Raw genomic sequence first — 16,579 nt, forward strand, 5'->3', positions numbered from 1 at the left:
ACCATTTTCTTCCCTAAGATGACATTTAAACGTATCTTTGTCAACAAATTGCCATGATTAGCGTTTCATTGGCTGTAATTTTTTATACGTAATGGATCGCCATGCCCATTCCACGGGACCAAACCGAAAATATCGAAGCCAGATCATACTTCCGATAATCTGTAAGCAGAAAATCACAATCACGAGACCGATTTGATGAACGGGCCGGATTTCCCCGTATAATCCAAAACCGATGCCATAGAAAAGCCAAAAAGAGATAATCGATTGCAGCAAGTAATTAGATAATGCCATTTTTCCGATCGGCTTCAGGACACCAAGTACCTTCTGCGCCCTATCCTTCTCCCATAATAATGTAATCGACGTCAGGTAGAAGACGGCCGATGCCGTCCCGCCAATATTATCCTGAACTAGACTAAACCAGAGCGGGTTGCCAAATGTATACGGTCCTATCTTAAATACGATGAACACAACTAGAGAAATAACCCAAACCTTTTTCAATATTCCCTTATGGACAAGCGGCTCATGAAACCATCTCTTTCTTGCTAAGTACATCCCAAATAAAAACAGCGGCAGGAAAATAAAAGGAAACAGGAAAAAGCTGAAAATCCCGTTTGATAACTGCCAATCCTGAAAATTCTGCGCCAGAATAATGGAAAAATCATTGGATTGATAGCTTTGAAAAGCTTGGTTTATTTCCGCTGTATAACTTATATCAATAAAATTCCTTGCCGCATACTGCAGACCTGTCAAGGCAAGGGTAGATGCACCTAATAAACCAATCGCCCAGCCCATTAAAACCTTCTCCCCGCTGTATAAGAAGAATAATAGCAAAAATCCCATTGTTCCATAAGTCAGAAGAATATCTCCGCTCCATATCGCAAAGGCGTGAATGATTCCAAAAATAATCAACACTCCCAGCCTGCGTCCAAAAAAGCCGTATGGAGAAATATCCTTTTTATCTAAGCTGTCCTTTTGAATTTGAATCCCAAAACCAAAAAGAATCGAAAACAGCGTGTAAAAGCTCGCTTGAAAGAAAATATCAATAAAAAACAAGCTGTACTGATCTATTTTAGCCGTCCAGGCATCCTCTGCTCCGCCATAGAGAAAATAAGGAGCAGAAAATGCTCCTATATTGACCATAAATATTCCAAAAATCGCAAAGCCTCTTGCTGCATCTATCCATTCTAATCGTTTGTTTCCCTGATAAGGTTGCACCGGCTACTCCCCTTTGATAAGCAGTCCTTTTGAAAAGAAATAGAGATAGGTTTCCTCCACAGGCTGCTTCCAGATTTCTTCTATAGCGTATCGATAAAGCTCAAGCTGGGTCTTATATCGTTTTTTCAATTTTTCTTCCAATTTCTCTGACATTTCTTCTGTAATCCGGTCTGTTTTATAATCAAGAATAATCCAGCCGTTTTCTGAAGGGATAATACAGTCAATAACTCCCTGGATCAACACTTTTTCTGAGGAGGCCCCCTGCCAGTCAGCATATACCTTTTCGGCCCGCAGCATTAAACTGAATGGCACTTCCTTATACAACTTTTTCTTATCAAAAATCTTTTGTGCAATAGCGGATTCTAAAAATGCGATAATATCCGAAGTGGATACACTTTCTGCTTCTGCAGCTGTCATTTTCTCCTCCTGCACCAGTTTTTCAATAAATTCCTCTACTTCTTCATTTGCAAGCATGCCTTTTAGAGGAAGATGCTGCATCACGGTATGAAGTGCGGTCCCTTTTTCGGCCGGTGTTAATTTCTTTTCCGCTTGCATAAATCTTGGTCTTTTCGTAATTGGAGCCTTCGTCGCTGCAGGAAGCATTTTTTCATCACTATACGTATCCTTCTGCTCCTGCTGACGTTTCAACTCGGTTACAGATTGCTTCGCACGTGAATGAGCAGCTTCCTGATAAGGATACTGATAAGAAAGACGGTGATCCACCCAAGCATCTAACGCTTTATCTTTCTGTTCAATCGGATCCCAATTTCTGATATGCGTTTTTAAGGCATCCTGTTTCTCCTGTACCCGATTTTCAAAGGCAACGATATCCTGACGTGGATAAATATTTGCCTCCCACTTGGACGCATCCTGCGTAATCGCAGATAAAACCTGATTACCTATCTCCTCTTCCCGCAGGACTTGTCCCTGCGGATGACGGATAAGCGCAGGGCCAATCCAATCCAGATAAGCCTTTGCTCCAACCCGGAAATAAGCCGGCAGCACCCAGTCTGGATGGTGTGCAATCCAGGACCATGCTGCTTTCCGCTTCTCCGCCGAATCCACTGTCCCTACCATAAACAGCTTCTCTTCCGCACGTGTCAAGGCAACATACAATAGACGAATTTCTTCAGATAATTGTTCTCTCCTGATTTTTTCCCGCATCGCATGATAAAACAACGTAGAATATTGAATTCGTTTCTCGGGATCAATAAATTTACTGGCAAAGCCCAAATCCTTATGAAGCAGATACTTTTGATTTAAATCCATCATATTAAACGATTTGCCAATGCCGCCGAGGATAACGACCGGGAATTCCAGTCCTTTACTTTTATGAATCGTCATTATCCGGACAACATCTTCCTGCTCACTGAGTGCACGGGCAGCACCTAAGTCCTTTTGCTCTTCTTCCATTCTTTCAATGAATCGCAAGAAGCGGTATAAACCGCGAAAGGACGTTTCTTCATAGCTTCTTGCCCGGTCATACAGCGCCCGTAAATTTGCCTGACGCTGCTTCCCTCCAGGGATACCGCCGACAAAATCATAGTAGCCGGTCTCCCGGTAAATCTGCCAAATCAATTCCGAGAGCGCTCCCTGCTGGGCAGATAACCTTAAATTATCCAGCAGCTCTTGAAACTCCTTTAATTGCTCAGTTACGCTGTTATCTTCTTTTGCCATGTATGCTAAGAGAGCATCATAAAAATTACCGTGACGATCAGCTAAGCGGATAGCCGCTAAATCATTTTCCTGCAGCCCGACGATAGGCGACCGCAGTACTGCAGCCAGCGGAATATCCTGACGCGGATTATCAACAGTCTTTAATAAACTGATCATGACTCTGATTTCAATCGCTTCAAAATAGCCAGAGGTCAGTTCAGCATAGACAGGTATACCTTGTTTTTTCAGCTCGTCCATAATTACCGGGGCCCATGTCATTGAACGCATTAAAATAACAATATCCCGGTACATCAAATTACGGTGCTGCCCTTTTCCTTTATCCACCACCTGCATCGGTGTTCCATTTTCTCCGGTACCAATCCATTCCTGTATTTTTTTAGCATAGGCGCGCGCTTCAATTTGCGCCTTTTCTAAATCTTCCTCTGTTTCTTCTCCTCCATCGGATTTCTGTCCCTGTGGAGAATCAATCAGCAGCAATTCCGGATTAGAGTCGAATGGAAATTCATCGTACATGCGGTTACCATAAATCAATTCAGCATCCTCATCATAGGCAATATCCCCGACCGATTCATCGAACAGCTGACGGAATAAATAGTTTGCACCAATCAACACTTCTCCCCGGCTCCGGAAATTCCGGTTAAGATCAATTCTTTCTGCGGGATCATCGTTTGCGGCAAATTGTTTATATTTTTCGATAAACAGGGAAGGCTCTGCATGACGAAACCCATAGATACTTTGCTTCACATCGCCAACCATAAACATATTCCCATTATCTTCCGGGTTGCGGACTAATTGCAGAATACTTTCCTGCACCAGGTTCGTATCCTGATATTCATCAACGAGTACCTCTTTAAACTGCTTTTGCAGCTGGAAAGCAATCGAAGAAGCCTGTCTGCTGTTATCCTCTGGATTTGTCTCTGTTAAAATGTCCAGACAATAATGCTCCAAATCATTAAAATCAACGATAGCCTGTTCTTTTTTTCGATTTTGAAACTTATCCATATAGTCTTCTACCATCAAGGTCATTTGTTTCAAAACAGGTGCCATTTCCTGCATATCCTGAATATGAGCAGGCAAGCTGCGGACAAACCATTTTTCCTTCATCTTGTCCCATCTGTCCTTGACTTTTTTCCGAAAATCCTTCACTTGCTCCCGTTTCTCTGGATTATCGTCTGCTTTTTTTCTGGATAAAGCAGCAAACTTTGCATCTTGGACAAATTGGTGTAATGCCTCCCAATGCGTTATTTTTTCCATCGCTGTATCCAGTATCGCCGTATCCTTTTCCAAAGCATCCAGATAATGATACGGTCCATCCGGCTCTCTTGCCACAGCAATAGCTAATGCATTCTCCTGCTTCATCGCTTCTAATTGACCCGATATTTCTTCCTTCACCTCCTGAATCCAGGGGATGGTCTCTTCCGTCCAATTCTCATCTATTTCATAATTAGCCGTCAGCTGGTGCAGCCATGCTTTGGGTGATGGATGCTGGACTGCAAAATTTGCCGTCCGTAAAATTAACTCTTCCACATCTCTGTCACTTCGGTCATTAGAAAAGCGGTTCACCACTTCAAAGAACGTTTCCTGCTCCGTATTCGAATCATCATACCAGCCCTCCAGCAGCTCATCCAGAACCTCCCGTTTGATCATATCCATCTCTACCTCATCGGCAATCCGGAAAGAAGGATCCAGCTCGATCATATAGGCATTTTTTCGTACAATATCTAAACAAAAAGAGTGTAATGTCGAAATAGAAGCTCTCTGTAATAAGGACAGCTGCTTTTTTAAATGAAGTGATCCAGGCTTTTCAGCCAGAGCCTTTTCTAACGCTGCTCCAACTCTCGCCCGCATTTCCTGGGCAGCAGCATTTGTAAACGTAACGACGAGTAATTCATCGATATTAATTGCATCTTCTTCCTTTAATAACTTCTGAATAATACGTTCTACAAGGACAGCTGTTTTTCCGGAACCAGCTGCTGCGGCTACAAGGATATCCGTGCCGCTTTGATAAATTGCCCGTTCCTGTTCCTGTGTCCATTTAACCACGGATTTCCCCTCCCTTTAGCCGTTCAATCACTTCTTTTTCTTTCATATTTGCTATTTTTCTATAATTATTTCCTTCTAACGCAGGATCGAACTGACAAACTGCATGAAAAGGACAATAAGTACATGCTTCGGTCTCTTTTTTCAGAAACGGATTAATTTCTACTCCGCCTGAAGTCATATCCAGTCCTGCCTGCTTCAGTAATCCATGGATATGATTTTTCAATTGTTCAAATGTATCTTCATCCGCAATTTTCGAATTGCTGTTGAATGTACCATCTTTTTTCAGTCCGGCAGGAATAATATGACTGTTCCCAGATTCTAATGACTCATCCATCATTCTGGCGATGTCCTCATCAGATAAGAGCAGTCCTCTCATTTTATAAGACTTAAAGATTTGCTCCTCGATATCGCTGTCTAATTTCTCTTTATCCATATTGATCATTGGATTATGCACATGGAAATAAAGAACGCCTGCCGGGCTCGCCTGCTGACCGAGCCATTTTTCGGAATGAGTCAGTACAACATCTAAATACGTCAGCATTTGCAGGGCAAGTCCATAGTAAACTTCCAATAAATCCAGCGCACGGGAGCTTGATTTATAGTCGATAATCCGTAAATATAAATCCTGATGAAGCTGTGCTTTATCTACCCGGTCAATTCTTCCGCGCAGCAGCAGTTCATACCCATTTTCAAGCGGCAAAATAAGCGGAGGCAGCGGGCTATCCTTCTCTCCAAAGCTGAGTTCAAGACCAATTGGGCTGAAATCTGTCTGTCTTGCCTGCTCACTTAATATAAATGCTGCCCTGGCAATAATCTCCTTCAGCTTTTGCTGAATAAATGTGTAACGGTTCGAGCTGTGCAAGATTTGATGCTGCAGTACGGGAGATAATTTCTGGATTGCCCGGTGTGCATAATTTGCCGATGTCTCCCTGGTAAGCTGCTTAAAGTCTGTTTTTTCATTTTGAACCCACTCTGTAATGAGGCGTAATGCTTCGTGGAATAATTGTCCGATATCCGGAGCATCCAATTTATATGTTTCTCTTTCTTTCAAATTCAAGCTGTAACGGGCAAAATGCTGGTACGAACATCTGTAATAAGATTCCAGACGGCTGACGCTTGCCTTGATTTGTTTTGGATAAAGTTCTTCCGCTGTTTCCTTTTTTAAATGCTCCGGCTGGTTTTTATAAAATAAGCCTTGTAATATGCGATAGGTCATACGGTATTTCGGCTGATTTTTTACATACCAATTATATACAGCAAACCAGGCATGATCTATTTCATAGCCGCGCTGCAATCTTGCAAATTGCGTTGTCAGAGCTGCTCTTGTTTTCGTTTTGGTCGTAATAAATCGCGTTGTATCCGCAGTATCCTCCACATCTTGAAATAATACATGCTCCTGCGTTGCCGGAAACAGGCCTTCTATTCGATGAACAACCTGAGAAGGGACCTTCGCTTTTCCTTCCTCATCACTAATTGGATAACTAATCATCAGCTTATCCTTTGCTACAGTTAAAGATAAATAGATATAAAACCAATCATCCAGCAGCTGCCGTTTTCCATTATCCGCAAGCTTCAAGCCATTTTGCTCCAGCAAATCTCTTTCTTCATCGTCAATCATGCCATCAATTGTCGGCTTCATTGGCCATATTCCTTCATTCACACCAAGTAAAAACATGCAACGGACATCAGACATTCTTGACCTGTCAATCGTTCCCACTAACACATGATCCATGGTCGGGGGCACATGTGAAAATTCCAAAGCTTCTGCGCCGGCATTGATGGAAGCATTGAAAGTAGTCATATCCATTTCTTCGTCACCAGCTATTTCTACCATTTCATCCATTAATTGGAGCACTGCATCCCAGACCTGCTGCTGCTCCCTTCCTCTTTCAGGAATGCCCTGTTCATCGAAGGATGCACGCATTTCTTCCAGCTTTTCGGGTGCGCCTAGCGATTCCAGCCAAATAAAAATAGCTTCACAGCGCTCTTTTACACTTCCTGCTGCACGAAAGCTTTCATCAAAAGGACGGAGTGCATGCGTTATTTGGTTGCGATAACGATTGATTTTATCCTGCATCTCCCTTTCCGTGTTTGTCTGTGCAGCCTGTTCAAATCCGCGGAAACGTTGATATTTCCAAGGTTTATCATCTAACCACTGCTTCCGGTAACGAATACCATATTCTATCGTATAGTTCTCTAATTGATCAATGGCGTCACTGGTTAAAGGAAACTCCTCATCACTGGCAGGGATAAAGCCGGTTTTTAAAACCCGGAAAATGGCATCGGAACGCCAGCCATTTTCAATTGCCTCCAGCATCGAACGAATCAGTTCAATCAATGGGTGATGCAGCATCGAACGCTTCTGGTCAATAAAAACAGGAATATCATAATCGCCAAAAATCGTTTCTATTAAATCATCATATACATCCGGCTGTCTTACTAAAATGGAAATATCCCGATAGCGGTATTCTTCGTCTCTGACAAGGGAAAGAATTTCTCCCGCAACACCCTCTACTTCTGCACGCGGATGCACTGCTTCAGCTATTTGAATCGGAGCCTCCCCTTTGTATTCCGGTAAAGGCCGTACGTCAAAATTCTGTTCTAAGTGAGCAAAGTAGGCACGCTCTTTAAACTGATCCTTTGCCGGATCTAAATAAACAGACTGTTCCAGCGAAATACCGTTCTCTTCCGCTGCAGCTGTTAATTGGTGATAGGTTTGATTCGTCTGGTAGAAGATATCCAGTTCCTCCAGATTCTCTGTGGCTGTCGGATCTAATGTCAAACCAATATGAACCTGCGCACATTTCTTCATTAATTCCGTGATTACGGACAGCTCCTGCGGCGTAAAGCGGTGGAAGCCGTCAATATAAATATGTGCTCCTTCCAGCGTGCTTGCCTGCGGAATTTTTTCCATTAATATCTGCAGTCTGTCTTCACTGTCCATATACATATGCTGCAGCTGGTTAAGAAGTTGTTCATAAATGTAAATGAAATCATCCAATTTTCGGACTAACCCTGTTTCCGAGGGAGATTGATGCACAAATTTATTGAATTGCTCCTGCTGTAACCGAAGTGCATCAGGTGTAATTTCATATCGCTTAAATTCTTGAATAACAGATTCTAACTGGTCCAAAAATCCTTGTTTTTTGATTGCTTTTTGAAAAGCCATCCAATCTCCGCTTTTTTCAGCAATGATTTTCCGAAGCATCATTTGGGTTCCAACCGAACTGATAAAAGGCTTTAATCCGCCCCCTGTTTCCTGTAAAATCCGCCATGCAAGCCGTGAAAAACTGGCAACCTGCGCCCGGATACTCCCATTTAAATGCTCCCGGCTGAATAAAGCTGTTTCTAATTGAAAGGTCATTTGATCCGGTACAATATAAAAAATAGCCGGACCAATCGGCTCCTTTTGCAGACGATGTTCAATATCCTTCATCATCCACTCGCTTTTATCTGTACCGGACCTGCCTAAAATAAATCGCACAGTCAATCTGATACACACTCCTTTTTAGTGGTATATGTATGGATTACGGATAACCTTCTGCAAATTTCCCGCAGAAAGCAGTTTCGTTATTGTTTGTTTCACATTATACCTTACTTGCCTCAAAACAAAAGCTTCTATCCTTATTTTATCAAAGATAGAAGCTTGTTCCTAATAAAAGTAATTTATCGCAGTGTAACTGGCTGAGACTGGGACGGCGATTACCAATGTTGACAGGTTAACGCGACCGCCGCGGAAAAATACTACGCTTTCCATGGGCTTGCGCTCAGCCTCCTCGAAAAAAAGAAGTTCACTTTTTTTTGCGGGGTCTTCACACTGGGACTGCGATTACTCGCCCCACCGAAAACCATTGCGCTTTCCCATAGGAGTCTACGTATTTTTCCTCCGCTAGATAGTTTTATTGCTATCTGTTTTAAATTTAAGAAAATTAATTAACCTGACTGACAACATTGCTACGATTGCTAGCCCCACCGAAGGGCTTTTGTAAGACTTCTGCTTCCAGAAATGACGAATACATGTTATTGCTAAGCGGGAGATCCAACAGCCAGTAACGGTCCAATTCGTTCCGGCCTACAGGATGTAGGTCACAAAGGGGTTGCGACAACGCTTTTTGATGGGGTGAGTAATCGCAGACCCAGGACGTCGCGAACTTAACCTTTGTTCCTTTAGTCCTTCAGTGGGGGGACGGAGCACCCCCGTTGAAGGAAGTTTCACTTTATTTTCATCTGTTTCATGCCTGCACTAAAATGGTGAATGCTAGGATTGTTCATACATCTTACACGAACATATACCTGCTTTCCATCCGTCTTAGTGCGGCTGCTTAAATAACTGTGTTATCGGCCAATACGTCACATCCACCTTGCCAACTACTTCCTCTACAGGGACGAAGCCGATTGACCTGCTGTCTAAGCTGTCTCTGCGGTTATCCCCTAATACAAACAGTTCATCTTCCGGCACCGTTTGTTCCCCAGTCACCTGCAAAAGTGTAAAGTCTTCTGTCAAAGGTGTCGCTTCCGTCTTTTCTTTTTCTTCCTGCAGAAAATCCTCAGGGATATACTCGCCATTTACATATAATTGGTCATCCTTGTATTCTACTTTTTCTCCCGGAAGCCCGACAACCCGTTTTACATAATCATTTTCTTCCGAGGCATGAAATACAATCACATCAAAACGGTAAATATCTGAAATATCACTTGTAAACGTATTAACCATCATTAAATTTCCGTCATACAGTGTGGGTTCCATGGATTTTCCGTTAACCACATAGTTTTCGAATAAAAATGTCCGGATAAGTAAAAACACAGCGATTAACAAAACAGCGACAATAGAAACTCTTACATAGTTATATTTTTTCACTGTTATTCTTCCTTCGCTTTAGTTTAATTATTAATATCATACCCCAAAGCAAAGAACTTTAACCTTTTATCCGCAGACAGACAGTATTCGTTTAATTTTAAAAAATATATGAACGTCTTTTTATTCTTTTTGTTATACTAGCTGATTTGACTTCTGTTACTATACTTGGTGCTTGTCCACCTTTTTTTGAAGTCTTTTCTCTAAATACTTGCCGAATACCCAAAAAATGATAATACCTATTCCCACTAAAATGGTCCGTACCGGATTTTGTGCAAATTCCATAATACTGGAGCCAATATAAGAAATAGAAAAAATCATCACGGTCTTCCCTAACAGCACCGCTAATAAAAATGGGTAGAAACTGATTTTTGACAACCCGGCCACCACATTAATAACAGATGATGGAGAAAATGGGAAACATAATAATAAAAACAAAGGTCCAAAGCCATGCCGTTCTACCCAATTCGTAATCCTGGACACCTGCTTGTTATGGCGTATCCGTTTTAAGAGTCTTGTATTTCCTAAACGCCGGATAACAAGGAACACTAGAACAGCACCTAAACTAGCACCAAGCCAAGAATAGAGAAAACCCTCAAACAAACCGTAAGCAGCAGCATTTCCGAGTACAAATACAATAAGCGGCAAAAATGGTAAAAAAGCTTCAAAAAAAGGAAGCGCAATACCAGGCAACGGACCGAGCCCTTCATATTGCTCCAACAGCTGGCGGATAAACTCCTCCCAGCCTTCTTCTTTTAGAAATGTCTGCCAATTTGAAAATGTAATATTCATTACGTACATACGGTCAGTCTCCCTCAAAATTCCAACAATCTTATTGATGATTATATGCTACTGCAGTTTTTTTGAAAAGTATAAACTTCTCTGCCCAATGAAACTCAATCTATCACCAGGGTACCCTATTATAATTATATTTATTATCATCATGAATGGAAGCAGAGAAGGTTTTATAATCATATTCTTAAGCAATAACATTATTTTATGCAGAGGCCTGCCAAAATATCGGCTTTTATTCTAGGTAGCTTTATATTATTATGACTGAAGTTGGCTGAGGTGATTTTGAGAGGAGACTGAGGAAAAAGCAGAAAAACGAAGATAAAGTAACAACTCTTCTAATCATTTATTATCTCTTAATCCCATTTGAAATCCTGTACTGCAGGGTTACTAAAATGCACTGCCCCGCTCATCCATAAGATAGCGTATATGAGCGGTACGCTGTATTTGATTAATAACGATGCCGTGAGAAATATCCAATGTGATGCTTCGTCCATTTTTAAATAAAATTTCCGTCGATTTACTATCTATTCTTTTAACATCTTCAATATGAGTATGTGATATCCAGGAACAGCTCTCATGGGATGGAGATTTTGTGGGAAAGAAATACATTTTATTTCTTGGATCAATCGGTATTGGAGTTTTATGTGTAATGTGGGATATACTTTTGATGCCATTTTGCCGGCCTTTTAAATCAGATCCAAAATATGCGCATGCGTATTCAATCACTTTAGTCGGCCTGCCTTTTAATACATACTCTACTTCATCTTCTAAAATACGGGTGATATTCTTTCCATTTTCGTCCTTATCCGACAATATTGCCATCGTATAAGGGGTGATTTCTCTCATTTGCATTTTATTTTTCCTCCTTATTCCCTAGTGATATGGATGAGTTAAAAGTATTATAGCACCAAACTGAGGAAAAAGAAATAATTATTTTAAAAATTTTGCATTATTTTAAAAAAAACAAAGAAAATTCAGGTGTTAAATTCTAGAATTAATATCGACAAAAAACTTCATTCTGCGCAGAGCTCTTAACGCTTCAGAATGAAGTTTTATTAAATGATTCGTATTCTGCTAGAAATTTTAGTAAAGCAATTCTAGAAATTCTTCTTTAGAAATTCTGCCAAGATAATGGGAGACATCAACCTGATCTACAGCTTCTTTGACAGCATCGCGGTTATGGCGGATACCGGTCAGTGCATCTTCTAATACTTTTACATCGCCCAAGCCAAAGAAATCGCCAAAGATGGTACAATTTTCAATGATGCCTTTCTTCACATCTAAACGAACATCAACAAGCCCGCCTGGGAATTTTTTAGACTCCTGATAGTTAAATGAAGGAGATTTTCCATAGTTCCATTCCCATTGCTGATAACGTTTTTCGGAAATCTCATGAATTTTTGCCCAGTCTTCATCGGTTAATACATATTGCGGCACATCGTTAACGTCTTCCACATCAAAAATATAGCGTAAAATCAATTCCTTAAATTCATCCATAGATATTGGGCTGTCCAGATATTCAGCAATATTTGCCACGCGGCTGCGAATTGATTTAATTCCTTTTGATTCAATTTTAATCTTTTTCACCTTTAACGCTTTAGTTAACTCTTCTAATTGGGAATCCAGCATTAACGTTCCATGGCTGAACATACGGCCGCGGGTAGAGAACATCGCATTGCCAGATATTTTTCTTCCCTCTACAGCTAAATCATTTCTTCCTTGCAATTCAACCGGCACACCGATGTTATTCAAAGCATCGACAACTGGCTGTGTAAATTTAGCGAAATTCTGAAAGCTGTTGCCATCATCCTTCGTAATAAAGCTGAAATTTAAATTTTGTTCATCATGGTAAACTGCGCCGCCGCCGGAAAGACGTCGAACAACTTTAATTCCTTGTTCATCCACATAATCCGTATTAATCTCTTCAATTGTATTTTGATTTCGTCCGATAATAATAGAAGGACTGTTTACATAAAATAAGAGGTATGTATCTTTCTCACCAAAATTTTCAAGAATATATTCTTCAATAGCCAGATTAATTTGAGGGTCTGTGATTCCTTTATTATCAATAAATTTCAACTTACTATTCCTCCCTTTATTTTCACTATTTTTATTCTAACGTATAAATTATTGCAAATCAAAACTTCTACCTGCAAATAGGCGTTTAAAAAGCCCGATGATAACTCGTCACCTTGAAAACCTATAACAGCTTTACTGAACACCTCTTATAAGTTACTTCCAAACATACCCTTCCTCTGCTAATATAACCGGACCTGTATATATTTGTTCAGCTTCCTCCTTCAACTGTTCTAGTACACCAAACTGAGGCAGGTGGCTAAGCACTAATTTTCCCACATTTGCAGCCTGCGCAATGCCGGCAGCTTCCTCACTATTCATGTGTCCGGCTGCTGTTCCATCCTGTTCTTTAAAATAATTGCAATCTGTTATAAGTACATCCGCATCTTTTGCGAATGGAATCCACGCTTCTGTGTAGCTGCTGTCTGCAGTATATACAATCGTCTTTTTCCCGTCCGTAATACGCATGCCAAAGCATGGAACTGGATGCGCTGTTCTTAGAAATGTAATGGAAAAAGGCCCTATTTTCAATTCTTCCTCCGGGTTATAAGCAACCCCCTCTGTATACTGGTGGGACAAGGACGAGAAGCCTTCTTCATCTTCTGTATGTCCATATATTTTTAGTTTTTTTTCATTATTATGCACATAATAATCAATCAGTTTTCCATATTGGAGTACACCGATATCTGCTACATGATCATGGTGATAATGCGATAAAATCACTGCATCCAGTTCAGGTACAGATGTGAATTTCTGCAGCTTGGACAGGGCTCCGCTCCCCATATCCAGCACCAATTTATAATCGTCTTTTTCTAATAAATAGCTTGAAGTAGCGCCATCTTTATTTGGATAGCCGCCCCAAAAGCCGATAATAGTTAATTGCATCTTAAAAACAGCTCCTTAAAATTTTTAAAAATTGTAGCAATACAGTGTTGACATCAATATTCTGTTATAGTACAATACTTTTAAATCATTTAAAACATTAGGAGGAATCGAAATGACTGGAATTATCGAATTTTTTAAAAATCTGCCAAAGAAGAAATGTGCAAAATGTGGAAATGCAATGGTAAATGAAAAGGCAGATTGTTATGGCAACATTTGTGACGATTGCGATTATCCAGGGCGTTAATAGATGTTACCAGTAAAACCATTAGTAAGGCATTACTGTTATTCTCGCTCTGTCTAATATTAAGAATTCCCATAAGTTATATCCTTCTCCTGAATAGCCTGTACTCGGCTATTCTCTTTTTTTTGCACATTTATTGCTTCTGTGATAAAACGCTATAAATTTCCCCTTCTGTGTACTATAATTAATTAGGTAATCGAATTAATGGCTAACATATTGCTGTATCTATATTTTCTTTGATAGACAGTAATATTTCAAGCATTTGGGAGGAATGACAATGATAGAAGAAAGCAGAAGATATCGAAAAGATGTGCCTGTTGAACAGACATGGGATTTAACAGATCTTTTTCCTGACAAAAAAAGCTGGGAGAAAGCATTGAAGGACATTGTCGAAGAAGCTGATCAAATTACCACTTTTAAAGGAAAGCTTTCTGAAAATGCAAACACTTTATTACAAGCTATTAACTCTGTAGAAGCTTACCAGCAGAAGGTTATTCATGTTGCCGTTTATGCAAATTTATTAGTAAGTGCAGACGGGAGCGATCCTGTGAATCAGGGGGCTGCTGCAAAGAGCGGGGCTGCACTTGCTGCAATCCGCTCCAAGATTTCTTTCTTTGAAACAGAGCTTCTTAACCTGACTTCATCTGAAATCGAGCAGTTTATAGAAGATGAGCCTGGACTTGAAACATACCGGAAATATTTGTTTGATATTTTAGAGCAGAAGGAGCATATTCTCTCACCTGAATTAGAGGAGGCTTTATCTGCGCTGGGTGAAGTTTTAGAAGCTCCACACAATATCTTTTCACGAAGCAAACAGTCCGATATACAGTTCAAAAGTGTAACAGACAGTCAGGGAAAAACACAGCCAATGAGTGAACCGTTATACGAAGAAAGTTATGAGTATTCAGAGGATACTGTATTGAGAAGGAACGCCTATGAGTCCTTTATAGAAACATTGGAACAATATAAAAATACGTATGCTGCTGCCTATCAGACAGAGATTACAAAACAGGTACAGCTTTCCAAGTTAAGAAAATATGATTCTGTCACGGATATGCTTTTAGCACCACAGCAGGCAACCACGGAAATGTATCATAATCAATTAGATGTTATCCAGGAAAAATTAGCTCCGCACATGCAGAAGTACGCGAAATTACTAAAAGAAAAGCTCGGGCTGGAAGAATTGCGATTCTGTGATTTAAAAGCTCCGCTGGACCCTGCGTTTAATCCGAGTACATCCTATGAAGAGGCTTCCGAGACCATTTTAAACGCACTCGATATCATGGGGCCGGAATATATCGAAGGAATGAAAAAAGCATTATCAGACCGTTGGGTAGACCGTGCTGAAAATGTTGGTAAGGCAAGCGGCGCATTCTGTTCGAGCCCATACGGAGCACATCCATATATTCTGGTGACCTGGGCCGATAAAATGCGCAACGCCTTTATTCTTGCACATGAATTAGGGCATGCCGGTCACTTCTATTTAGCCGGTAAAAATCAGACGCTTTTTAATACACGACCGTCAACTTATTTTATTGAAGCACCTTCTACATTAAATGAACTGCTGCTTGCTGATCATTTAATGCACGCAAACAAAGATAATCCGCGGATGAAACGCTGGGTGATTACCCAATTATTGGGGACCTATTATCATAACTTTATTACACATCTATTAGAAGGCGCATTCCAGCGTAAGGTTTATGATTTGGCTGAAAAAGGCACTCCGTTAACAGCTGATGTTTTATGCAGAGAGAAACGTCAAGTATTAGAATCCTTCTGGGGAGACACCGTCACTTTTGATAATGGTGCAGGCTTAACATGGATGCGCCAGCAGCATTACTATATGGGTCTGTATCCATATACCTACTCTGCCGGTTTAACCGTCTCAACAACCATGGCTAAGCGGATTCGTGAGGAAGGACAGCCTGCTGTGGATGACTGGTTAAACGTCTTAAAATCAGGCGGTACCAAGCGCCCGCTTGAGTTAATTAACGATGCAGGCATTGATATGTCCAATCCAAAAAATATCGAGATTGCGGTGGATTATGTCGGTTCATTAATCGATAAGTTAATCGAAAGCTATTCGGAATAATTTGTTTTAAATTTTAATGCTTTCTATCTAACTTGACAACAATCGTAATAGCAGTCCCAGCTCCGCCAAAAAGCCAGACAGGTATTATGCCAGTCTGGCTTTTTGGTATTTTTGGAAAAGCTGCGCCTCACCTGTCCCACTCGGCTCGCAATATCCCATATACTTCCCGGTCATGAATCGTATCCCCTATCACTTCATCCGCCCGTATGGTTCCTTCATGTTTAAAACCCAGTCTTTCAGGGACCGCCGCACTTTTTTTATTCTTTACGGCTGTTTTAATCTCCACTTTATTTAATTCCAATTCGTGAAATGCATAATTCACCATTGCAGCACAGGTAAGTGTCATGATTCCTTTATTTGTATATGCTTCTCCAAGCCAGTATCCAATTTCCGTTTTCTTTACTTTCCAATCAAAATATAAGAAACCGATGGACCCGGCTAATTTTTCCTTATACCATATCCCGGCCCAAAAGCCCTCTTTATTTACGAAACGAAATAAGGACCTTTTAATAAAACTTTTGGAATCCTCCATCTGATTGGTTACAGACGGAAAGGATAACCAGTTGCTTAAAAAATCTTTGTTGGCGCTGACTAAATCAAATAAGTTTTCTGCATCGTTTTCTTCCAGCAACGAAATCATGATCTCTGGATTGACTTGATTATATAGCAGCTGCTCCCCCTCCTCCTTCTCGTTCATTCG

General features: G+C 40.7%; 11 protein-coding genes. 2 read left to right on the forward strand and 9 right to left on the reverse strand.

What is annotated here, in order from left to right:
- Positions 1 to 57: 57 nt before the first annotated feature.
- From MKY45_RS13785 to MKY45_RS13820, 8 genes are all read right to left on the reverse strand, one after another.
- On the reverse strand, positions 58 to 1,215 hold the full coding sequence (locus MKY45_RS13785; RefSeq protein WP_042534598.1) for a DUF418 domain-containing protein: 1,158 nt from the start codon (positions 1,213 to 1,215) through the stop codon (positions 58 to 60).
- A 3-nt stretch (positions 1,216 to 1,218) separates the two neighbouring features.
- Positions 1,219 to 4,935 (reverse strand): helicase-exonuclease AddAB subunit AddA, encoded by a 3,717-nt coding sequence (gene addA, locus MKY45_RS13790; protein ID WP_341173022.1) that lies wholly within the window; start codon positions 4,933 to 4,935, stop codon positions 1,219 to 1,221.
- A complete protein-coding gene (addB, locus tag MKY45_RS13795; protein WP_341173023.1) occupies positions 4,928 to 8,425 on the reverse strand; it encodes a helicase-exonuclease AddAB subunit AddB in 3,498 nt (1,165 codons plus the stop codon). The genes addA and addB overlap by 8 nt, the downstream gene beginning before the upstream one ends.
- An 819-nt stretch (positions 8,426 to 9,244) precedes the next feature.
- Complete coding sequence (gene lepB, locus MKY45_RS13800; RefSeq protein ID WP_042534603.1) at positions 9,245 to 9,793, reverse strand: signal peptidase I; 549 nt, start codon at positions 9,791 to 9,793, stop codon at positions 9,245 to 9,247.
- A gap of 159 nt (positions 9,794 to 9,952) precedes the next feature.
- Entirely contained in the window at positions 9,953 to 10,591 is a 639-nt protein-coding gene (locus MKY45_RS13805; RefSeq protein ID WP_042534604.1) for a TVP38/TMEM64 family protein, read from the reverse strand.
- Between the two features lie 381 nt (positions 10,592 to 10,972).
- Entirely contained in the window at positions 10,973 to 11,437 is a 465-nt protein-coding gene (locus tag MKY45_RS13810; RefSeq protein ID WP_042534605.1) for a competence protein ComK, read from the reverse strand.
- A gap of 231 nt (positions 11,438 to 11,668) precedes the next feature.
- Entirely contained in the window at positions 11,669 to 12,664 is a 996-nt protein-coding gene (locus MKY45_RS13815; RefSeq protein ID WP_042534606.1) for a lipoate--protein ligase, read from the reverse strand.
- A 153-nt stretch (positions 12,665 to 12,817) separates the two neighbouring features.
- Positions 12,818 to 13,546, reverse strand: a complete 729-nt coding sequence (locus tag MKY45_RS13820) for an MBL fold metallo-hydrolase (protein WP_193064769.1) — start codon at positions 13,544 to 13,546, stop codon at positions 12,818 to 12,820.
- Positions 13,547 to 13,658: 112 nt separating this feature from the next.
- On the opposite strand from MKY45_RS13820, the gene yhfH reads away from it, so the two are divergent.
- Complete coding sequence (gene yhfH / locus MKY45_RS13825; protein ID WP_084612985.1) at positions 13,659 to 13,790, forward strand: protein YhfH; 132 nt, start codon at positions 13,659 to 13,661, stop codon at positions 13,788 to 13,790.
- A gap of 268 nt (positions 13,791 to 14,058) precedes the next feature.
- Positions 14,059 to 15,879, forward strand: coding sequence for an oligoendopeptidase F (gene pepF, locus MKY45_RS13830; RefSeq protein WP_042534608.1), 1,821 nt, complete (start codon positions 14,059 to 14,061; stop codon positions 15,877 to 15,879).
- 127 nt (positions 15,880 to 16,006) lie between these two features.
- Here pepF and MKY45_RS13835 read toward each other — a convergent pair whose 3' ends face one another.
- Entirely contained in the window at positions 16,007 to 16,576 is a 570-nt protein-coding gene (locus tag MKY45_RS13835) for a GNAT family N-acetyltransferase (RefSeq protein WP_042534609.1), read from the reverse strand.
- Between the last annotated feature and the right edge of the window lie 3 nt (positions 16,577 to 16,579).

Source organism: Oceanobacillus sp. FSL K6-0251 (assembly GCF_038004725.1).
Classification (GTDB): Bacteria; Bacillota; Bacilli; order Bacillales; family Amphibacillaceae; genus Oceanobacillus; species Oceanobacillus oncorhynchi.

What these genes read in the sequence shown, in the direction of transcription:
- MKY45_RS13805 (WP_042534604.1), bottom strand. Translation starts at nt 10,591, where the DNA reads ATGTACGTAATGAATATTACATTTTCAAATTGGCAGACATTTCTAAAA.
- MKY45_RS13810 (WP_042534605.1), bottom strand. Translation starts at nt 11,437, where the DNA reads ATGCAAATGAGAGAAATCACCCCTTATACGATGGCAATATTGTCGGAT.
- MKY45_RS13820 (WP_193064769.1), bottom strand. Translation starts at nt 13,546, where the DNA reads ATGCAATTAACTATTATCGGCTTTTGGGGCGGCTATCCAAATAAAGAT.
- yhfH (WP_084612985.1), top strand. Translation starts at nt 13,659, where the DNA reads ATGACTGGAATTATCGAATTTTTTAAAAATCTGCCAAAGAAGAAATGT.
- pepF (WP_042534608.1), top strand. Translation starts at nt 14,059, where the DNA reads ATGACAATGATAGAAGAAAGCAGAAGATATCGAAAAGATGTGCCTGTT.
- MKY45_RS13835 (WP_042534609.1), bottom strand. Translation starts at nt 16,576, where the DNA reads ATGAACGAGAAGGAGGAGGGGGAGCAGCTGCTATATAATCAAGTCAAT.